The sequence below is a fragment of the Faecalitalea cylindroides ATCC 27803 genome (assembly GCF_000469305.1).
Classification (GTDB): domain Bacteria; phylum Bacillota_I; class Bacilli_A; order Erysipelotrichales; family Erysipelotrichaceae; genus Faecalitalea; species Faecalitalea cylindroides.
The window spans coordinates 23,458-43,698 of record NZ_KI270979.1 but is presented as its reverse complement, the minus strand read 5'-3'; the positions used below and the strand labels follow the sequence as shown (position 1 = coordinate 43,698).

Annotated in this window: 20 protein-coding genes, 1 pseudogene and 2 other annotated features; all 21 genes and pseudogenes read left to right on the top strand. The window is 35.9% G+C overall.

Features of this window, described 5'->3' with window-relative positions; translation table 11 throughout:
• Positions 1–6 precede the first annotated feature (6 nt).
• Entirely contained in the window at positions 7–399 is a 393-nt protein-coding gene (locus HMPREF0367_RS02925) for a hypothetical protein (RefSeq protein ID WP_035401030.1), read from the top strand.
• A 2-nt stretch (positions 400–401) separates the two neighbouring features.
• On the top strand, positions 402–1,853 hold the full coding sequence (locus HMPREF0367_RS02920) for an alpha-amylase (RefSeq protein WP_035401027.1): 1,452 nt from the start codon (positions 402–404) through the stop codon (positions 1,851–1,853).
• Complete coding sequence (gene rpiB / locus HMPREF0367_RS02915; protein WP_015536192.1) at positions 1,850–2,290, top strand: ribose 5-phosphate isomerase B; 441 nt, start codon at positions 1,850–1,852, stop codon at positions 2,288–2,290. The genes HMPREF0367_RS02920 and rpiB overlap by 4 nt, the downstream gene beginning before the upstream one ends.
• A 15-nt stretch (positions 2,291–2,305) precedes the next feature.
• The gene (locus HMPREF0367_RS02910; protein ID WP_022355455.1) at positions 2,306–2,788 is read left to right on the top strand and encodes a hypothetical protein; all 483 of its coding nucleotides are present in this window, start codon (positions 2,306–2,308) and stop codon (positions 2,786–2,788) included.
• Between the two features lie 12 nt (positions 2,789–2,800).
• Positions 2,801–3,070, top strand: coding sequence for an ACT domain-containing protein (locus tag HMPREF0367_RS02905; RefSeq protein ID WP_015536190.1), 270 nt, complete (start codon positions 2,801–2,803; stop codon positions 3,068–3,070).
• A 9-nt stretch (positions 3,071–3,079) separates the two neighbouring features.
• On the top strand, positions 3,080–4,435 hold the full coding sequence (locus HMPREF0367_RS02900; protein WP_022355456.1) for a PFL family protein: 1,356 nt from the start codon (positions 3,080–3,082) through the stop codon (positions 4,433–4,435).
• 83 nt (positions 4,436–4,518) lie between these two features.
• Positions 4,519–4,727 (top strand) — a binding site (T-box leader).
• A gap of 125 nt (positions 4,728–4,852) precedes the next feature.
• Positions 4,853–5,626 (top strand): transporter substrate-binding domain-containing protein, encoded by a 774-nt coding sequence (locus HMPREF0367_RS02895; protein WP_035401024.1) that lies wholly within the window; start codon positions 4,853–4,855, stop codon positions 5,624–5,626.
• Positions 5,627–5,653: 27 nt separating this feature from the next.
• A complete protein-coding gene (locus HMPREF0367_RS02890; protein ID WP_035401022.1) occupies positions 5,654–6,337 on the top strand; it encodes an amino acid ABC transporter permease in 684 nt (227 codons plus the stop codon).
• Positions 6,330–7,061 (top strand): amino acid ABC transporter ATP-binding protein, encoded by a 732-nt coding sequence (locus HMPREF0367_RS02885; protein ID WP_022355459.1) that lies wholly within the window; start codon positions 6,330–6,332, stop codon positions 7,059–7,061. Before HMPREF0367_RS02890 ends, HMPREF0367_RS02885 begins: the two co-directional genes overlap by 8 nt.
• Complete coding sequence (locus HMPREF0367_RS02880) at positions 7,058–8,155, top strand: aminotransferase class I/II-fold pyridoxal phosphate-dependent enzyme (RefSeq protein WP_015536186.1); 1,098 nt, start codon at positions 7,058–7,060, stop codon at positions 8,153–8,155. Before HMPREF0367_RS02885 ends, HMPREF0367_RS02880 begins: the two co-directional genes overlap by 4 nt.
• Before the next feature lie 33 nt (positions 8,156–8,188).
• Positions 8,189–8,704: a DUF1307 domain-containing protein gene (locus HMPREF0367_RS02875; protein WP_035401019.1), complete on the top strand. Its 516-nt coding sequence runs from the start codon at positions 8,189–8,191 to the stop codon at positions 8,702–8,704.
• 50 nt (positions 8,705–8,754) lie between these two features.
• Entirely contained in the window at positions 8,755–9,393 is a 639-nt protein-coding gene (locus HMPREF0367_RS02870; RefSeq protein ID WP_035401016.1) for a metallophosphoesterase, read from the top strand.
• Positions 9,394–9,412: 19 nt separating this feature from the next.
• Positions 9,413–10,147, top strand: coding sequence for a GntR family transcriptional regulator (locus tag HMPREF0367_RS02865; RefSeq protein WP_035401013.1), 735 nt, complete (start codon positions 9,413–9,415; stop codon positions 10,145–10,147).
• A gap of 29 nt (positions 10,148–10,176) precedes the next feature.
• Entirely contained in the window at positions 10,177–11,352 is a 1,176-nt protein-coding gene (locus HMPREF0367_RS02860) for a CapA family protein (RefSeq protein ID WP_022355464.1), read from the top strand.
• Positions 11,353–11,431: 79 nt separating this feature from the next.
• Complete coding sequence (locus HMPREF0367_RS02855) at positions 11,432–12,943, top strand: PHP domain-containing protein (protein WP_035401011.1); 1,512 nt, start codon at positions 11,432–11,434, stop codon at positions 12,941–12,943.
• A 73-nt stretch (positions 12,944–13,016) separates the two neighbouring features.
• Positions 13,017–13,478 (top strand): YbaK/EbsC family protein, encoded by a 462-nt coding sequence (locus tag HMPREF0367_RS02850; protein WP_035401008.1) that lies wholly within the window; start codon positions 13,017–13,019, stop codon positions 13,476–13,478.
• Positions 13,465–14,895, top strand: a pseudogene (locus HMPREF0367_RS02845) (uracil-xanthine permease family protein). The gene HMPREF0367_RS02850 and the pseudogene HMPREF0367_RS02845 overlap by 14 nt, the downstream one beginning before the upstream one ends.
• Positions 14,896–15,065: 170 nt before the next feature.
• A complete protein-coding gene (locus HMPREF0367_RS02840; protein ID WP_035401006.1) occupies positions 15,066–17,642 on the top strand; it encodes a cation-translocating P-type ATPase in 2,577 nt (858 codons plus the stop codon).
• Between the two features lie 4 nt (positions 17,643–17,646).
• Positions 17,647–17,805, top strand: a complete 159-nt coding sequence (locus HMPREF0367_RS10525; RefSeq protein WP_022355473.1) for a hypothetical protein — start codon at positions 17,647–17,649, stop codon at positions 17,803–17,805.
• A 48-nt stretch (positions 17,806–17,853) separates the two neighbouring features.
• Positions 17,854–18,063: a binding site (T-box leader), on the top strand.
• Positions 18,064–18,096: 33 nt separating this feature from the next.
• On the top strand, positions 18,097–20,025 hold the full coding sequence (metG, locus tag HMPREF0367_RS02835; protein ID WP_035401004.1) for a methionine--tRNA ligase: 1,929 nt from the start codon (positions 18,097–18,099) through the stop codon (positions 20,023–20,025).
• 2 nt (positions 20,026–20,027) lie between these two features.
• Positions 20,028–20,216: a hypothetical protein gene (locus HMPREF0367_RS02830; RefSeq protein ID WP_015536181.1), complete on the top strand. Its 189-nt coding sequence runs from the start codon at positions 20,028–20,030 to the stop codon at positions 20,214–20,216.
• The last annotated feature ends 25 nt before the right edge of the window (positions 20,217–20,241 follow it).

Below are 20,241 nucleotides of genomic sequence, written 5' to 3'. Positions count from 1 at the left end.
GGTAAGATGAAAGAAAAACTATATCGATTTTTAGCCGGAAGATATGGAATGGATGATCTAAACAAGTTTTTATTTGCTCTTGAGATCTTGTTGATCGTGTTGAGCTTCTTTGTTCCTAATGTTATTATCGCAATTTTATTTTATTTGGTTTTGGTGTTGTATGTCTTCCGTTCCTTTTCACGTAATATCGTAGCTAGATCAATCGAGAATCAAAAATATGTTCGTATTCGATCTAAGATTACACATACTTTTAAAGCTTTCTTTAGAAGTTTAAAAGATCGTTCCTATCATTATTATGTATGCCCAAAGTGTTCACAAATTATTCGCGTTCCAAGAAATAAAGGAATGATCACGATTACTTGTCCTTCATGCCGTACACAGTTTGATAAGAAGAGTTAAAAATGACAAAAAGAACGATGATTCAATATTTTGAGTGGTATTTGAAATCTGATCCGCCACTCTATCAAACACTCATGAAAGAAGCATCCAGTTTGTCTAAGATGGGATTCACACATGTCTGGCTTCCTCCTGCTTATAAAGGACAGGCCGGCATCAATGATGTTGGCTATGGAGTTTATGATATGTATGATCTTGGTGAATTTGATCAAAAAGGAAGCATACGGACAAAATATGGAACAAAAGACGAATATATCCAGGCAATTGATGTCTGTCATCAAAATTCTTTACAGGTCATAGCGGATATTGTGTTCAATCATCGTATGGGGGCCGATGAAAAAGAAACAATCAAGGCAACGGCGATGGATTGGAATGATCGTAATCGTGCAGTTGGTCAAGAAAAAATCGTAGATGTCTGGACAAAATATACATTTCCGGTTCGTAATGGCAAGTATTCTAAGTTTCAATGGACATGGAAAGACTTTGATGGTACCGATTATGATGCCAAGACCAACCAAAATGTATTGATGACTTTTGAAGATAAGAAGTGGGACCCAAAAGTTTCCAAAGAAGAAGGTAATTTTGACTTTATCATGGGAGATGATCTGGATTTTCAAAATCCGAATGTGATTGAAGAATTGTATCATTGGGGGAAATGGTATAAAGAATTTACCAACATTGACGGCTATCGTTTGGATGCCGTTAAGAGCATTGATTCCAACTTTTTTAAAGGATGGCTGGATAAACAGAAAAGCTACCACACAAACGATGTGTATGCCGTAGGGGAATATTGGAGTGGAGATCTTAATGAATTAAATACATATTTAAATGACAGTGGTCATTGTATGCATTTGTTTGATGTTCCTTTACATTTTAACCTTTTTAATGCATCAAGTTCATATGATACCTATGATATGTCTAGAATATTGGATCATACACTAGTCAGCTCACAGAATGAGTATGCATGTCCTTTTGTGGATAATCACGATACACAGCCAGGACAGGCTTTATATTCATGGGTACAGGGATGGTTTAAGTTACATGCTTATAGTTTGATCTTATTAAGAAACTTTGACAATCCATGTGTATTCTATGGCGATCTATATGGTATCGAACATGATAATATTGGTCCGGTAACGCATTTAAGTGAGTTGGTTTGGATTCGAAGTCGTATCCTGGAAGATGAGATAGAAGATCGCTTTGATGATTTTCATTGCATTGGCTGGAAAGTGGATGGAAAGCATCCAATTGTTGTAGTGATGACCAATGGACTAGCCAATGGAAAAGAATTTGTCATAAAAAATAAATCGAATATTGAATTTATTGATCTTGTCACTAAAAAAACGATAAAACTTGATGAAAATGGTCGTGGAAAGTTTGACTGTTTTGATGGAGGGTGTAGTATATTTATTGAAAGCGAAGTGTATCAGAAAATGAAGGAGGAACTTGAATTATGAAAATCGCAATCGCATGTGATCATGGAGCATTTGATTACAAAGAAACTATTAAAGAAATGTTGATCGAAGAAGGTCATGAAGTAATAGACTGCGGATGCAATGGAACAGATAGTGTTGATTATCCAGATTATGGCAGCGCATGTGCTAAGCTGGTTGCATCGAATGAAGTAGAACGTGGTATTGTTATGTGTGGTACAGGAATTGGAATTTCTATTTCTGCCAACAAAGTAAAAGGAATTCGCTGCGCATTATGTACAGATGTCACAATGGCGCGTTTAACCAGAGAGCACAATGATGCCAATATGTTGAGTGTTGGACAAAGAACTACAGGTATTGAAACAGTAAAAGACATCGTTCATACATTCTTAAATACACCATTCTCAAATGGAGAAAGACATATTGCGCGTATCCAAAAAATCGCTGAGTTGGAAAAATAATATTCAGGTATATTTATGGAAAAAAAGAAATTTGCGTATGACGTTGAAATCGGCACAATCATGGATTATGTTGAAGATCATTTTATGTTGGTAATTAAAGATGAGACATGGAGTGATGAAGAAATCGAATTAATCAAAAAGGGAGCCACTTTGAATTTTTGTTACACGCAAGATTTGGCAATCTTTGTGCTTGAAGGTGGCGATATTGATTCCAGCGATTTCTATTTCAATATTCAGGATTGTGATCTTAAAGATGAAATCTTAGAAAAAGAATTATTGGATGTTGAACTGATCTTGGTAGATGGTAAAAATAATGTTTGGTATTCAAAACGTAAGACCTTATCTTTAGAACAATCCAAGATCATATTAGATTGTTTGAAAAAGCAGGCACAGGTTGGATTTATGCCAGGTGAATACGAGGTGAATATTGCCGGTATTCAAAGTGCCTATGAACCATTTGAGTTAGAAAAATTTTCGAAAGTATCAATAAAACTATAAAAGGAGAAAAAAATGAAAGCAGTTGTCAGTGTAATTGGAAAAGATAAAATTGGGATTTTGGCAATGATTGCCAATGAATGTGCAAATGCATCCATCAATATTCTAGATGTATCGCAAACGATTGTAGATGGAATGTTTACAATGACCATGAGTGTGGATTTTTCATCTATGTCTGAGTCTTTGGATACCTTCTCAACACATATGGAAGAAATGGGAAAGGAAAAGGGCTTAGTAATTCGTGTTATGCATCAAGATATTTTTGATTCAATGCATAAGATTTAGGAGAATAGTATGCAGACAAATGAAATATTAGAAACAATTAAGATGATTGATGAAGAATATCTGGATATTCGTACGATCACAATGGGAATCAGTTTATTAGACTGCATTGACCCAGATATCAAAAAATCATGTGAAAAAGTTGAAAACAAGATTTGTACACTAGCCAAAGATCTTGTAAAAGTTGGCAATGAAATTGAAAAAACATACGGAATCCCTGTGGTAAATAAACGAATCAGTGTTACACCAATTGCCATGTTGGTTGCAGCCAGCCAAGGTGATCCCGTTGAATATGCCTTGACATTGGAACGTTGTGCTCAAAAACTTGGGGTGGACTTTATTGGAGGATATTCTGCATTGGTTCAAAAAGGCTTTGCTCATGGAGATAAAGAACTCATTGAATCAATTCCTAGAGCTTTAGCGTGCACATCACATGTTTGTGCCAGTGTAAATGTAGGATCGACTAAGGCTGGTATCAATATGGATGCAGTTAAAATGATGGGGCAGGTCGTAAGAGATTGTGCTGAATTAACGGCAAAAGATAACTGCATGGCAGCAGCAAAACTAGTTGTTTTCTGTAATGCACCTGAAGATAATCCGTTTATGGCCGGTGCTTTTCACGGTGTTGGAGAAGCAGACTGTGTGATTAATGTGGGTGTATCTGGCCCGGGTGTTGTTCGTGCAACTTTGGCAAAGGCAGATAAGAACCTTCCAATGGATAAATTAGCTGATTTGATCAAGCGAACAGCTTTTAAGATCACTCGTATGGGGCAGCTTGTAGGAAGTGTAGCTAGTGAGAAATTAGGTGTACCTTTTGGTATCGTAGATCTTTCTTTGGCTCCAACACCAGCAATTGGTGATAGTGTTGCCTATATCTTGGAAGAGATGGGATTAGAAACATGTGGAGCTTATGGAACCACAGCTTGTCTAGCAATGTTAAATGATGCGGTCAAAAAAGGTGGAGTAATGGCTACCAGCAATGTAGGCGGCTTATCGGGTGCCTTTATTCCAGTTAGTGAAGACGCGGGAATGATTGAAGCATCTAAATCTGGTATTTTAACTTTAGAGAAACTGGAAGCTATGACAGCTGTATGTAGCGTTGGTCTTGATATGGTGGTAGTGCCTGGAGATACATCAGCCAGCGTAATTTCTGGTGTGATTGCCGATGAGGCAGCGATTGGTATGGTCAACTCCAAAACAACAGCAGTTCGTATTATTCCTGCAATTGGTAAAAAAGTAGGCGAGACATTAGATTTTGGTGGTTTGTTGGGATATGGGCCAGTCATGAACATTAATCAAACTAAAAATGATGTCATGATCAATCGTGGAGGAAGAATTCCTGCTCCATTACAGGCATTAAAAAACTAGTTTCAGGAACCTTTTTCAGAAAGTTACAATAAATTTACATTTTTAGGCTTGCATAAATAAAGAGCCTGTGTATAATAATTACCATAAAGACGTTGAAAAGAAGTAGTACAGGGCTAGATCTTCAAAGAGAAATGACGGTTGGTGTAAGTCATAAGAGAAAGCTATGGAACGTGTCTTGGAGTCGCATTGTCGAAATTGGGAGGCAATGATCGTTAATTCGCGTTAAGAATGAGGTGTCGCTCATATTGAACGAGCGGAATTAAGGTGGTACCGCGTATATTACGTCCTTTGTGTTGAACACAGAGGGCGTTTTTTTGATAGAGAGGGTGATGCAAATGGAATCAAACGACCGACGTAGCAGTATTGCATTTGCATTAACTTATAAATATGAGAAATGAAAATAGGAGGATAAGGAATATGAATAAGTTATTAAAAGTAGGTACAGCTGCATTATTGGCAGCTACAATGGTAGGATGCTCAAGTGCTCCAGCTGATGATTCAACAAGTAAAGATTCAGAAGTTATCACAATCGGTGTTTCACCAGATTATGCACCATATGAAAGTTTGACTACAGATAATGAATTGGTTGGTTTTGATATCGACATGGCTGCTTGGTTTGAAGATTACTTAACAGAAGAAGAAGGTGTTACGTATTCTTTGGAATTCAAACAAATGAGCTTTGATAACATCATTACACAGATCCAAGGCGATCAGATAGATATTGGTATCTCAGGATTTACATATGATGAAGAAAGAGAAGTCGAATGGTCTGATCCATATATCAAGACGGCACAGGTTGCTGTAGTGCCAAATGGTTCTTCAATCGCATCTGTAGATGATCTAGTTGGAAAGAAATTAGCAGCGCAGACTGGAGCAACTGGTGAAATTGCAGCCAATGAAGTTGAAGGTGCTGAAGTATCTAGCGTTCAAAATGTTCAGGACATCTTCACAGGCTTAGCTGCAAATCAGTACGATGCAGCAATCGTTGACTTAGGTGTTGCCAAACAATATGTATCTAGCGGTAACTTCACAATGATCGATGGTTCTTTATTGGATGAAGAAAACTATGTCATTGCGAAAAAAGGAAATACAGAAATTATTGAAAAAATCAATAAATGTATCAAAGCATTTATCGCAAGTGATGATTATCAGACACTTTGTGATGAATATGATCTTCTACCTTTAGAATAGTGAATATATTAAGGAAAGAGGGATAGTATGTTTGTTGCCTTGGATAAGGTCTTTACTATGGAGAATGTGCTCTACTTAGGTAAGGGAGCATTGATATCATTGGGGATGGCGATACTATCCCTTTTGATTGGTTTAGTGTTAGGTGTTTTAGGAGCCAGCGCAAAAAGATCACGCTTTTTTATCTTACGTGCTATTGGTAATTTCTATGTTGAAATTATTCGTGGAACACCTATGTTATTACAAATCTTGATATTATTTTCAGTCGTGCCATCCATTTACACGGCAATTACAGGAAATGTATTGAGAATCAATGTGTATTTGATCGGTATCATTGCCATGAGCATCAATTCAGGAGCTTATTCTACAGAGTTGATTCGTAGTGGTATCAATGGTGTTGATAAAGGACAGTGGGAAGCATGTGAGACACTTGGATTATCTTCCTGGCAAACGATGAAACTTGTTATTTTGCCACAGGCATTTAAGTTGATCGTTCCACCGGTAATCAGTGAATTTATTACCTTGATCAAGGACAGTTCCTTGACAAGTTGTATTGGAGCAATTGAACTTTTAAAAGCTTCTCAAGTCTTAGGAGCTAGATATTATGATGCCATGTCACCATATACATTGGCTGCAATCTTCTATTTGATCATGACGATTAGTATTTCTTATATAGGAAAACATGTAGAAAAGAGGTTGGCTGCAAGTGATTAGAGTTGAACATTTACAAAAGAATTTTGGGCAGCTTCATGCTTTGAAAGATGTAACTTTAGAAGTTAATAAAGGAGAAATTGTCTCTTTGATTGGTCCTTCAGGATCTGGTAAGAGTACATTGTTACGATGCATTCATGGATTAGAAAAGCCGGATAAAGGAAAGATTTACATGAATGATGAGCTTATGGATCCTCAAAATAAAGAAAAGTATCGTGAGCAAAGAAATCACATGGGGTTTGTTTTCCAACATTTTAATTTATTCCCACATATGACAGTTTTAGATAATTTAAATTTAGCACAGACGGAAGTGTTAGGTCGTTCCAAAGAGGATGCAACCAAAAAATCTCTTGAGCTTTTAAAACGTGTTGGTCTGCAGGAAAAGAAAGATTCATATCCAAACAATCTTTCTGGTGGTCAAAAGCAGCGTGTAGCGATTGCTCGTGCTCTTTGTATGGATCCAGATATGATGTTGTTCGATGAGCCAACCAGCGCACTTGATCCTGAAATGATCAAGGAAGTACTAGAAGTTATGAAAGATTTAGGCAAGCAGGGTATGACGATGATCGTTGTTACGCATGAAATGGGATTTGCCCGCAAAGTAGGAAGTCGTGTCGTTTTCTTGGATCATGGTGAGATCATTGAAGATGCGCCAAGTGAAGAATTCTTCTCAAATCCAAAAAGCGACCGTGCAAAGGATTTCTTGAGCAAGGTGTTTTACGAATGATTTTGAATGATTTTAAAGTTGAACAATGGATGAATGATCATGAAAAAGATGCGGTTTATAATTTGACCGATACATGTGCAGTCAATCTTACTTTGGATCAGCTTTTAGAATTAGAAACGTTAGATTTTTCAGAAATTGTGATGGATTATGGAGATATCACAGGAGATACAGAATTAAAAAAAGAAATTCTTTCTTTGTATACAAGTGGGACCATAGATCAGATCACAACAACTCATGGTTGTATTCAAGCTAATGAACTGGTCATGGCTACTTTGTTGGAAAAAGGAGATCATGTCATAACATGCATTCCTGGTTATCAACAATTCAGTGACTATCCTAGATCAATAGGCTGTACAGTCAGTGAATTGATGCTGAATGAAGAAAAGGGTTGGATGATTGATATTCAAGATTTTGTGAATGCGATTCAAGACAACACAAAAATGATCATCTTGAATAACCCTAATAATCCAACAGGTACTTTGATGAAGGACGAATTTCTTTTAAAGTTAGTTCATCTAGCTAAAGATAAAGGAATCTATATTCTTTGTGATGAAGTATATCGTGGATATGAAACAAATGATGTCAGCAGTATCAGTGATTTATATGAACTAGGGATCAGTACTTCTTCATTGAGTAAACTTTATGGTTTGGCGGCTTTACGACTTGGCTGGATCAAGGCAAATAAAGAGATTATCAATCAAATAAATGTTCGAAGAGATTATGCTTTAATTTCTACCGGACCTTTGCTAGACAAGTTAGGAGCTATCGCGTTAAGACATAAAGAAATCTTGTTGAAAAGAAGTTATGAAACAGTTCAAAAGAATAAACAAATCATAACTTCCTGGTTAAAAGAGAATCCAAAGTTTTCTTTAGTCATGCCAGAATCGGGAACTGTTAGTTTTCTAAAATATTCAATGCCTATATCGAGTGTGGAATTATGTAAAAGATTATTGAAGGAAACAGGTGTATTCTTTGTTCCTGGCAAGTGCTTTGGAATTGAAAATCATTTGCGTTTAGGCTTGGCTAAGCAAAGCGATTTACTAATACAGGGTTTGAATATTTTATCGAACTGGACAAATGAAAGCTTCTTTTGATACAATTGAATTTGTATGGAAGGAGCTTTTTATATGCGCATTTTGAAAATTTTAACAATGATCTTAATGTTAAGCGGATGTATGCGAATCGATGAAGTCATCGATACGGGTAATCAGTCATCTTCATCAAAAGAACCTGAAATACAAGAAGAAGATACTACGAAAAAAACTTTAGTTTGTACTTCAGAAAGTGAAGAAACGATTACCTTTGATGCCAAAGGTGATGAAATCACAAATATGGCACAAACTTTCTATATGACTTTTGATTCATTAGGGATTACTGAGGATATGGATGCCTCACAGATGGAGCAGATCATCAATGATTCTTTATCACAGACATATTCTGATATTGAAGGTGTGAGTGTTTCAGGAACTGTAGAGGACAATCGAGTTAAAGTGACTGTAAACATTGACTATGAAACAGCCGATATGGACGTATTGATTGAAAAGGGTCTTTTAAAAGAAGGTGAGATGGAAAATCAGTACATCTCATTGAAAGAGACACAAAATGATTATACCGATAATGGATATGCATGCAGTCTTGATTAATATATAGACTGCATTTTTTGTTTTAAGAAGGGATAAGGTGGAGTAGGGATATGAGATATTTTATTGCGGATCAGCATTTTTTTCATAAGGCGCTGAATGAAAAAATGGATAAAAGAGGGTTTGAGAGTGTAGAGCAGATGAATGAATATATGATCGAAAAATGGAATGCGAAAATAAACAAGAATGATGAGGTAATCATTCTAGGTGATTTTTCCTGGGGAAATGCCCGGCAAACGCAGGAAGTTTTAGATCGATTAAAAGGTCGATTATATATGATAAAAGGAAATCATGATCGTTTTTTAAGTGATAAAAAATATTCCTGGGATCGTTTTATCTGGATCAAAGATTATGCAGAGCTTAAAGATAATAAACGTAAAGTTATTTTATCGCATTATCCAATCGCCTGTTACAATGGACAGTATCGTAGAGATGAAACAGGACAACCTAAGACATTTATGTTACATGGGCATATTCATAAAACACAGGATCAGATATATTTGGATGCGTATCAAAAGTTTGTACAAAGACAGTCACATGTCTCTGTTTCTGGAAATGTTGAGACGATTCCATGTCAATTTATCAATTGTTTCTGCATGTATTCTGACTATGCTCCAATGACGTTGGATGAGTGGATCGAAATTGATAAAAAAAGGCGACAAAACCCAGAATCAAATGTTATAATGTTATAAAAAGAAAAGGACAATGATTATGGAGAAGTTAACAACAAAAAAAGGTGGAAAAGCACTTTACATTCAAATCAAGGACATTTATCGAGATAAGATTTTATCAGGTGAATTAAAACTAGGGGATAAGATTGAAAGTGAGATGGAAATCCAACAAAAGTATAATGTATCCAGGATCACAGCAAGACAAGCTATCTTAGATCTTGAAAAAGAAGGTATGGTCAAAAGAGGGCGAGGCAAGGGAACTTTTGTTATTTGGCAACCGGCAATTGAAGAGGAATTGTCGCACATCATGTCTTTTACAAAAGAAATGGAACATCGCAATCGAGTGCCGGGAACCAAGGGCTTGAGTGTTTCAATTGAACCATTACCAGAAGGGTTTGGTTCACATTCAAAAGAAAAAATGTATTGTATACGCCGAGTGAGAACTGCAGATGATGTAAAACTTGTTTATTTTGTATCATATTTTCCTTTATCAACAAATTTACCACTGGATCCAGATGAATATTCAGAATCTATTTATGAAATCCTGGATTATACAGGAACAGGGTTGCCAGTACGTATTGAAGAAAAAATTAGTGCGCAGATGCCGGATAAAGAAGTACGCGATGCATTGAATATTCCTAAAACTCTGCCTGTTTTAGTTCGACAGCGCCTTTCTTATAGCGCAACAAATGAATTGATCGAATATACGACATGTTACTATCGCGGTGATCTTTACACATATTCTATTTCAACAACAAATCAGTCTGCTGAGTAAGTAGGCTGATTTTGTGTTATATTATAGTTATGAAAAAGAGTTTAGTTATTATTTTTTCCATACTCTTAGTGATAAATATTGGTTTATTCTGTTATTTGTATGGATATAAGGAAAATGAACCGGCAAGAACTGAAACAATTGTTAAAAAAACATCTAACAAAACAGGCAGTTCTTCTTTCTCTTTTGTCGGTGTAGGGGACAATTTAATTCATGCGGCAATCTGGTATGAACAAAACAGTCAAGGTCTTCCTTTTGATTTCACGGATATATACGAGTATACAAATCCCTATACCCAGAATGCAGATCTTGCATTTATTAATGGAGAAACTATCTGTGCCCCTGGGTATGAATTAAGTCACTATCCAGTATTTAATGGGCCTACTGAAATATTAGACGCAGTACATAGTGCTGGATTTGATTGGATGGCTCTTTCCAGCAATCATTCAATGGATATGTCATCGGATGGACTGATTGCCGAAATCAATTATTTAAAAGAGAACTATCCAGATATACTTTGGACAGGAAGTCATGATACAAAAGAGGATGCTTCTAATTATCGTGTAAAAGAAATCAATGGCATCAAAGTTGGTTTGTTAGGCTATACCTATGGTTTAAATGGCTATAACTTACCTGAGGATAAACCTTGGTTGATAGATTTGATCGATAAAGACAAGATAAAGCAAGATATGGAAGAAATTTCTAAGATCAGTGATGTTCAGATTGTCAGCATGCATTGGGGCCAAGAATACAATACTTCAATCACAGAAGAACAAGATCAATTGGCAAATTATCTAAATGAATTAGGTGTTGAAGTTATAATTGGTCATCATCCACATGTTATTGAACCAGCCGAAATCATTTCAACAGAAAATCAAGATACTTTAGTTTATTATTCCTTAGGAAATTTCTTAAGTGCCCAAGATAGTGCAGAAGGCATGGTTGGAGGAATGGCAAGTTTTACTTTGAATTATGATTTTGATACACAAAAGACAACATTTGATGATGTGAAATTTATTCCAACGATAACGTATTATGATTCAAATTACTATAATTTTAAAACGATGACAATTCATGAATATAATGATGAATTCGCCGCAAGTCATTGTGTAACGGCGAATGGAATCGATATTTCCAAAGCATGGGTTCAGAATTATGTGCAGTCGATCATGCAGAATCCAAAGGGAATTGAAATTGTACTCGAATAGTTTATGAAATTATGGAAATTCGTTCTAAATGAGCATATTTTTGATATAATATAGTAGTTAGTGAAAGGTTTGTGATTTTATGGATGTGAAAAAATATAATATTAAAGATTTAACATTAGCTTATTTCAACAAAAAATCGCAAATATATCGTTCAGGTGGCTATAAACAGGCACGTGTTTTAACTCGTGATAAAGAGGATTATATAAATCATTTTTTTGCCTTTCTGATTGATATTAATATATGTTTATTACCTATATATATATGGGTCATTGAGTTTCTGTTAATATTATGTGGTTTGATTTCTCCACATTTTTTCGATTTATTGTTTTATATTATGTATGGCTGTTTGTTTGTGGTGGCTGTACTTTTGTTAGGTTTGTTTACTGCACGTTCTAAAGGTCAATCTTTTGGATATGTTTTGACAGATCTAAAACTTGTAAGACGTGACAAACGAGAAGCCATGGCTTTAAATTTGATCATGCGTCAGGCTTTAGGTATTGGGATTCCTTTGATGATCTTAGGTTATTTCTTTGGAACGCTGGGAATTTTGGCATGGTGGTTGTTAAATGGAATTATCGTATTGATTACACCAAATCAACAGTCTTTATTTGATCTTGTCTTTGGGCTTGTTACTGTAAATGAACCAGAAATTAATATTACCTTTGACAATAAAAAAACGGAACCAAAAGTACAGCATGATATTTGTCCTATCGATTTACATATCCGCTCTAATTACAGTGATGATGGATATTATGATGTGGAAGAAATCTTTAAGCAGGCTAAGCAGTTAAAAATGGAAGTGATTTCTATTACTGACCATAACTGTGCAAGAGCGAATGCGGCAGCAACTCGATTTGCTGAACTTTATGGAATTCAGTATATTCCAGGGGTTGAATTAGATGCTCAGTACAACGGAACTCGTGTTCGCGTGCTAGGATATTATATAGACTGGACAAAAGATATCTTTGAAATATTAGAAAGTGATTCATTACTCCGTGAAAAGGAATGCTCAATTCAACGTGTGAAGAAATTTGAAGAGTTCAGTGGTATTTCTATTGATGTAGATTCTATAATTTCAAATTCTCGCTTCCAAACAATTACCGCAACAGATATTACCAAGATGGTTTTCAATAATGAAAGAGTTCGTTCTATGTCTTTTGTGAAAAGATACATAGATCAAGCTTCAACACAATCCGAAGCTATGGCACGATTTAAACGGGATTTATTTGGAAAAGGTGGTCCATGTTATGTCAAAGGTAATTATCCTGAGCTGGATTCAGCTATTGAAGCTATTCATCAAGCTGGTGGTATTGCAATCCTTTCCAGCTGGCAGCTGGACAACATTTCAGATGAAATGATCGAAAGAATGATTTCTCTAGGCATTGATGGTGTGGAAGTGTTCAGCCCAAATGTTCACGATGAAACAATTGCAGCGGTTTTAAAAATTGTTCAAAAATATAAATTGCTAGTTTCCTGTGGTAGTGATTATCATGGTCCAACAAAACCAAATCGACGACTTGGGGAAACAAATTGTCCTGAAAAAGGATTGGCACTTGTCAAGATCCTTACTAAGGCGGCGAAAAAAGACTGATAAAAATGCTTCATTTTGGAGCATTTTTTCTTTTTTAGGCTAAAATATAAAAGATGTAGAAAGGAAAATCAAAGTGTCAATAGAAAGAGTAAGAGAAGAATTTAGTTTGTTAGGAATTGATGATCGTATTGTTGAACTCGATGCAAGCAGCGCTACGGTAGAATTGGCAGCAAAAGCTTTAGGATGTGAACCTAAAAATATCGCAAAATCTTTGGCTTTTTTAGTTGGAGATCAGCCTATCTTAATTGTCGCAAGTGGTCATGCCAAGATTGATAATGCCAAATATAAACATTATTTCGGCAAGAAAGCTAAGATGATGCATGGAGATCAGGTTGAAAAATATATAGGTCATGCAGCAGGTGGAGTCTGTCCTTTTGGACTGAATGAAGGTGTCAAAGTTTATCTCGACGATTCTTTAAAAACTTTACAGTATGTATTTCCAGCTTGTGGCAGTTCGAATTCCTGTATCAAATTAACAATAGAAGAACTAGAGCGATATAGTCATTTTATTGAGTGGATCGATGTATGTAGATAAGAGAGGGAAAAATGGAGAAAGAAAAAAACTAGATAAGGAGACACCAGTTAGTAATATCAGTGATGAAAATCTTTATTGTTTAAATGGTCGCGTTCCTTTAAAAAAGGCAATTCCTTTTGGCTTACAGCATGTTTTAGCAATGTTTGTATCAAATTTAGCTCCAGTTTTAATTGTTTGTTCTGCCGCATTTATTCAAGAGACTAATGAACATTTAACACCAGCCGAGATTACTGAAATCTTACAGTGTGCCATGTTTGCTGCAGGACTGGGAACGATTATGCAATTATATCCAGTATGAAAGATAGGATCAAAATTACCGATTGTGATGGGTGTCAGCTTTACTTTTTTAGGAAGTCTTTTAGTGATTAGCACTAATCCAGATCTTGGTTATGAAGGCATGGTTGGTGCTATTATCATGGGTGGAATCTTTGAAGGAATAGTTGGGTTAAGCGCTAAATATTGGAGAAGATTTTTAACTCCAGTGGTATCAGCCTGTGTTGTCATTGCAATTGGTTTATCTTTGTTATCGGTAGGAATGGATTCCTGGGGAGGTGTCAGTGGCGTCGAAGATTTTGGTGCATGGTATCATTTATTTGTTGGAACGTTTACTCTAATCGTGTGTCTGGTTTCGCGTTATTTACTAAAGGGTGTGTATAAAAACTTGAATATCTTGGTTGGTTTAGTTTTAGGGTATTTAATGGCTACTGTTTTTATCGTAAGTGGTATTGCTCCAATGTTAGATTTTTCATCAGTTTCACAGACGATTTCTCAGGTCGGATATTTCAGCCTTCCAACACTCGTCTTTTTTACAGAACATAAACCAATTTTTGATATTGGTGCTTTTTTCACAATCGCAATCGTATTTCTTGTATCTGCTGCCGAAACAACAGGTGCAACAACGGCTGTTTGCACGGGAGCTTTACATCGTGATATCAAGGTGGAAGAATTACAAGGATCGTTGGCCGTGGATGGTTTTTCAAACTCTATTTTCGGTTGTTTGCCTTTAACCTCATTTTCACAAAATGTTGGTCTTGTGACAATGACTGGAGTAATCAATCGATTTACGATTTGTATAGGAGCTTTAATTCTAATTCTTGCTTCTTTATTTCCGCCACTTGGTGCTTTCTTTAATTCGATTCCTCAATCCGTATTAGGAGGATGTACAGTCATGATGTTTGGCTCTATCATGTATGAGGGCATCAAAATGTTGAAAGATTGTGTCTTTGATGATCGAACTATGATCATTGTATCTTTGTCATTTTGTATTGGAGTGGGTCTTACGCAAACCACAGGGAATTTTTTCTCAGCTTTCCCACAGGCAGTTGGTGATGTTTTTAATGGCAATGCAGTTGCAGGCGTATTTATTGTCTCGTTATTATTGAGCTTATTTTTGCCAAAAGAAAAAAATGAAAAATAATTCTCTTTACAAATCTTAGAAATTCAAGTAATATAGTCCTACGATGAGGGAGTAGTCTCACAATAGTGTGATTTAGCCAACAATCTCGAATGTAAATTCTGGCTAATCTTAAAGACAAGACTCGTCAAAGTTTTTCTTTGACGTGTCTTGTCTTTTTTTAGGAGGTTTGTATGAAAGAATACCAAAAAAGTATACAGGAAGTCTTAAGTGAGTTTGATGCCAGTCGAAATGGTTTGACATCTTTTCAGGTTGATGACAGACAAAAACAGTATGGTCTAAATGAGATGGATCAGCAGGAAAAAGAAAGTCCGCTACAGATTTTCCTTTCCCAGTTTAAAGATTTACTGGTCATCGTTTTGATCGTTGCCGGTTTTATTTCTATGGCAACAGGAGAAATTGTGAGTTCAATCGTAATTTTTATCGTTATTACGATCAATGCTATTTTAGGAACTGTTCAAACTTTAAAAGCTAGAAAGTCTTTGGAAAGTCTTTCTAAGTTATCAATGCCACATGTTAAAGTTATTCGTGATGGTCAGCTTCATCAAATCGTTTCCAATGAATTAACGATTGGTGATCTTGTTTATGTCGAAGCGGGAGACGTAATCGAAGGAGATGGCCGTTTGATCGAATGTGCTAATCTACAAGTGAACGAAAGTGCATTAACTGGAGAATCTTTGCCACAAGAAAAACAACTGGAAGTGATTGCAGGGGAAGTGGGGATTGCCGATCAAACGAATATGGTATTCTCCAGTGGTCTGGTTACCAATGGAACTGGTAAATATATTGTTACCAAAATTGGTATGAATACGGAGATTGGAAAAATCGCAACTATGTTAGAAAACGCTAAAGAAAGAAAAACACCTTTACAGTTAACATTGGAAGATTTTTCTAAAAAATTGACAATCAGTATTTGTGTAATTTGTGCCATCATTCTAGCTATGAATGTTATCGTTGCTCATGAAGATATTTGGGATGCCTTATTGATTGCAGTTGCTTTGGCAGTGGCAGCAATTCCAGAAGCATTAAATTCTATTGTAACGATCGTGTTATCTATTTCTACACAGAAAATGGTTAAAGAACATGCAATCATCAAACAATTAAATGCAGTAGAAAGCTTAGGCTGTGTATCTGTTATTTGTTCCGATAAAACAGGGACCTTAACTCAAAATAAGATGAAAGTCATGGAACTATTCTTGAATAATGAAGTCATCAAACCGGAAATGCTGGATGTGAAAGATCATAGCCATGATGTGTTGTTGAAATCATGTTTGTTGTGTAATAATGCAGTATCGAATGGATCCACTCAAATTGGGGACCCTACTGAAATTGCCTTGTTAGATTTATTTGATCGTTATGGTGAAAAAGATGCAGATTACCATGTTGAAGCGATTCGAATCAAAGAACTTCCTTTTGATTCAACACGTAAGATGATGTCTATTAACTCGGAAAACCACCTTTATACAAAAGGGGCTGTAGATGTTATTTTGGATCGATGCGATCAGATTTTGATTCATGATAAAAAGCGTCCAATTACTGAAGAAGATATTAAATTGATCAAAGAACAAAATGAAAGTTTTGCCAAAGAAGGACTTCGTGTATTGGGCTTTGCGTATAAAACGATGAAACCAAAAGAATTAAGTTTGGAAGATGAAAACAATTTAACGTTTGTAGGTATGGTTGCTCAAATGGATCCACCTCGTCTTGAAAGCAAGGATGCAGTTTCTAAGTGTAAGATGGCTGGTATCAAACCAATCATGATCACAGGAGATCATATCATTACCGCAACTTCAATTGCCAAAGAGATTGGAATCTTTGAAGATGGGGACATTTGTTTGGAAGGAAAAGAATTGGAAACAATGTCGGATTCGGCTTTAGATGAAATTTTACCAAAAGTATCCGTATATGCGCGTGTTGCTCCAGAACATAAAATTCGTATCGTAGAAGCATGGCAAAAACGCAATGAGATCGTTGCCATGACCGGAGATGGTGTCAACGATGCTCCAGCCTTAAAACAGAGTGATATCGGAGTAGCAATGGGTATTACCGGTACAGAAGTTTCAAAAGACGCAGCCAGCATGATCTTAACAGATGATAACTTTTCTACGATCGTTAAGGCTGTTATTACCGGAAGAAATGTGTACGCTAATATTAAGAATTCCATTACGTATTTATTGTCAGGAAACTTCTCAGCTATTTTAGCCGTTGTCTTTACTTCATTGGCATTGTTGCCAACACCATTTATGGCAGTTCATTTATTGTTTATTAACTTAATTACCGATTCTTTACCAGCGATAGCTATTGGAATGGAAAAAGGAAAAGATGATGTGTTGAAACAAAAACCACGTAAGCGTGATGATTCAATCTTGAATGCGAAAACAATGATCAAAATTGGCTATGAAGGTTTGATCATATTTTCCGGTGTTATGGCGGCTTACTTTATTGGATTGCAGACAAGTGATCTTATGGCAAGCACGATGGCTTTTTCAACTCTATGTCTTTCTCGTTTGTTGCATGGTTTCTCTTCAAGAGGAAATGCTCCATTCTGGAAATTAGGTAAGAATGAATCTAGTATTTATGCTTTCTTAACTGGTGCTGTACTTCTTGTGCTGATTTTATTTATTCCAAATATGCACGGATTATTCTCAATTGGTCCAATTACTTTAACACAATTCTTTATTGTTGTTGGATTATCATTAGCAACTTTTGTTATTGTGCAGATTACCAAAGTAATTCAGTATAGAGGCTAAAGATATGAGTGATAAAAAACAAAATGCTGTAAAAACAGGAATCACGTTTGGCAGTGCATTAGCTATGGTCATTAGTTATACGACATGGAAATCTGTCGGATGGGCCATTTTTCATGGTTTATTGAGCTGGGTATACGTTATCTACTTTATTTTACGTTACTAGAATACGATTTAACTTGCTCAAAATGTCGGTGTTATCGTATAATACATGCATAAAACAGTGAAAAGAAGAGTAGTATCTTGTGATTGTTTCAAAGAGAGCGATTGTATGGTGAAATTTCGCAGCATAGCAGATATGAAGATGGTCTTGGAGTTTCTCTTTTGAGACGTAAGTTTAGAAAGGGACGTATTTCGGCGTTATCGAATTGAGGTGCATTGTGCACAAACTAAGGTGGTACCACGAAAAGCTTTCGTCCTTTGATGGAAGCTTTTTTTATAGAAAGGAAATGAAATTATGTGTAAGAAAGAACCATTTTATTTAACAACGGCAATTGCCTATACTTCTGGACGCCCACACATTGGGAATACTTATGAAATTATTTTGAGCGATTCTATTGCTCGATTTAAAAGAGCACAGGGATATGATGTTTTCTTCCAGACAGGTACAGATGAGCATGGTATCAAGATCGAAGAAAAAGCGCGTGAAGCAGGTGTAAGTCCTCAGGAATTCGTAGATAAAGTAGCAGCTCAAATTAAATCAAACTGGGATCTGATGAATACAAGTTATGACTATTTTGTACGTACTACAGATGATTATCATGTAAAACAGGTACAGAGAATCTTTAAACGTCTTTATGAGCAAGGAGATATTTATAAAGGAGAATATGAAGGCTGGTATTGTACTCCTTGTGAAAGTTTCTGGACTGAATCTCAATTGGTTGATGGAAAATGTCCGGACTGCGGTCGTCCTGTAAAAAAAGCCAAAGAAGAAGCCTACTTCTTTAATATGCAAAAATATGCAGATCGTTTGATCCAATATATTGAAGATCATCCGGATTTTATTCAGCCAGAATCTCGTAAAAATGAGATGTTAAATAACTTCTTGCGTCCAGGGCTGCAAGATCTTTGTGTATCTCGTACTTCATTCAGCTGGGGTGTTCCAGTGGATTTTGATGATAAACATGTTGTTTATGTTTGGATCGATGCTCTAAGCAACTATATCACGACACTTGGATATGATGCTCTTGGTGAAAGTGATGAAAAATTCCACAAATACTGGCCAGGAACACATATCATTGGAAAAGATATCTTGCGTTTCCATACGATTTATTGGCCAATTATTTTAATGGCTTTGGATCTACCTTTACCTAAGAAAATCTTCGGGCATCCATGGTTATTAATTGGTGATGGAAAAATGTCTAAATCAAAAGGTAATGTAATTTACGCAGAAGATTTAGTAGAACACTTTGGTGTCGATGCAGTTCGCTACTATTGTTTGCATGAAATGCCTTTTGCTCAGGATGGAACAATTACCTGGGAACTTGTAGTAGAGCGTATCAATTCAGATCTAGCCAATATCCTTGGAAACTTAGTATCTCGTACGATCGCCATGTCAAATAAATATTTTGGCGGAATGATCACAAATCCACAGGTAAAAGAAGCTGTGGATGAAGAGTTGATTTCTTTAGCTGAAAGCACAAAATCAAAAGTAGAATCGAAGATGGAACAATTCCGTGTTGGTGATGCTTTAGATGAAATCTTTACATTATTAAGAAGAACAAATAAATATATCGATGAAACAATGCCTTGGGCTTTGGCTAAGGAAGAAAGTAAGAAAGATCGTCTTGCGACAGTATTATATAACTTGTTGGAATCTATTCGAATCAGTGCTGTTCTTTTGGAAAGTTTCCTGCCTGAAACAAGTCAGAAAATCTTGGATTATCTTAATACTTCTAAACGCGACTTTGATTCTATTGATACATTTGGTCAATTGGAAACTGGAATTCAAGTGGTAAAGAAACCAGAAGTTTTGTTTGCACGTATTGATGAAAAAGATTTTATGGAAAAACTAGCGAAGGAAAAAGAAGAAAAAGCAAAAGAAGAAAATGAGAAAGAAGAAAACTTGATTACGATCGATGATTTTGCCAAAGTTGAAATGAAGATTGGTACAATCGTGGATTGTAAACCACATCCTAAGGCAGACCGCTTATTGGTTGAACAGATTGATCTAGGAAATGAAGTTCGTCAGGTTGTCAGCGGTATTGCCAAATACTATAAACCAGAAGATTTAATTGGTAAGCAGGTTGTTGTGGCAACAAATCTAAAACCAGTAAATCTTAGAGGCGTAGAGTCTAATGGTATGATTCTTTGTGCAACGAATGATAAAGAGCTTTCATTTTTAACAATTGAAAAAGAAGTGAAGAATGGATCTAAAGTTTCTTAATCATGAATGATAAACAAAAAGCTTTATTTAAACAGATACAGCTTGCTGGGTTAGGTATTGTAATTGCGGTATTTGGATTCTTCGTGAATCATACAGCTTTGATGATCATTGGGGCTGGTGTATTTATCTTTGGTATCGCTCGAACGATCCTAATAAAAAAGTTGATCGATGAATTAGAAGAAGATGATTGATCTTCTTCTTTTTTTATATGAAAAA

Coding starts and splice junctions, on each gene's coding strand:
- HMPREF0367_RS02890 (WP_035401022.1), top strand. CDS start 5,654: ATGTTTGTTGCCTTGGATAAGGTCTTTACTATGGAGAATGTGCTCTAC.
- HMPREF0367_RS02910 (WP_022355455.1), top strand. CDS start 2,306: ATGGAAAAAAAGAAATTTGCGTATGACGTTGAAATCGGCACAATCATG.
- HMPREF0367_RS02875 (WP_035401019.1), top strand. CDS start 8,189: ATGCGCATTTTGAAAATTTTAACAATGATCTTAATGTTAAGCGGATGT.
- HMPREF0367_RS02855 (WP_035401011.1), top strand. CDS start 11,432: ATGGATGTGAAAAAATATAATATTAAAGATTTAACATTAGCTTATTTC.
- HMPREF0367_RS02860 (WP_022355464.1), top strand. CDS start 10,177: ATGAAAAAGAGTTTAGTTATTATTTTTTCCATACTCTTAGTGATAAAT.
- HMPREF0367_RS02880 (WP_015536186.1), top strand. CDS start 7,058: ATGATTTTGAATGATTTTAAAGTTGAACAATGGATGAATGATCATGAA.
- HMPREF0367_RS02865 (WP_035401013.1), top strand. CDS start 9,413: ATGGAGAAGTTAACAACAAAAAAAGGTGGAAAAGCACTTTACATTCAA.
- HMPREF0367_RS02895 (WP_035401024.1), top strand. CDS start 4,853: ATGAATAAGTTATTAAAAGTAGGTACAGCTGCATTATTGGCAGCTACA.
- HMPREF0367_RS02900 (WP_022355456.1), top strand. CDS start 3,080: ATGCAGACAAATGAAATATTAGAAACAATTAAGATGATTGATGAAGAA.
- HMPREF0367_RS02840 (WP_035401006.1), top strand. CDS start 15,066: ATGAAAGAATACCAAAAAAGTATACAGGAAGTCTTAAGTGAGTTTGAT.
- HMPREF0367_RS02905 (WP_015536190.1), top strand. CDS start 2,801: ATGAAAGCAGTTGTCAGTGTAATTGGAAAAGATAAAATTGGGATTTTG.
- HMPREF0367_RS02925 (WP_035401030.1), top strand. CDS start 7: ATGAAAGAAAAACTATATCGATTTTTAGCCGGAAGATATGGAATGGAT.
- metG (WP_035401004.1), top strand. CDS start 18,097: ATGTGTAAGAAAGAACCATTTTATTTAACAACGGCAATTGCCTATACT.
- rpiB (WP_015536192.1), top strand. CDS start 1,850: ATGAAAATCGCAATCGCATGTGATCATGGAGCATTTGATTACAAAGAA.
- HMPREF0367_RS02830 (WP_015536181.1), top strand. CDS start 20,028: ATGAATGATAAACAAAAAGCTTTATTTAAACAGATACAGCTTGCTGGG.
- HMPREF0367_RS02920 (WP_035401027.1), top strand. CDS start 402: ATGACAAAAAGAACGATGATTCAATATTTTGAGTGGTATTTGAAATCT.
- HMPREF0367_RS02870 (WP_035401016.1), top strand. CDS start 8,755: ATGAGATATTTTATTGCGGATCAGCATTTTTTTCATAAGGCGCTGAAT.
- HMPREF0367_RS10525 (WP_022355473.1), top strand. CDS start 17,647: ATGAGTGATAAAAAACAAAATGCTGTAAAAACAGGAATCACGTTTGGC.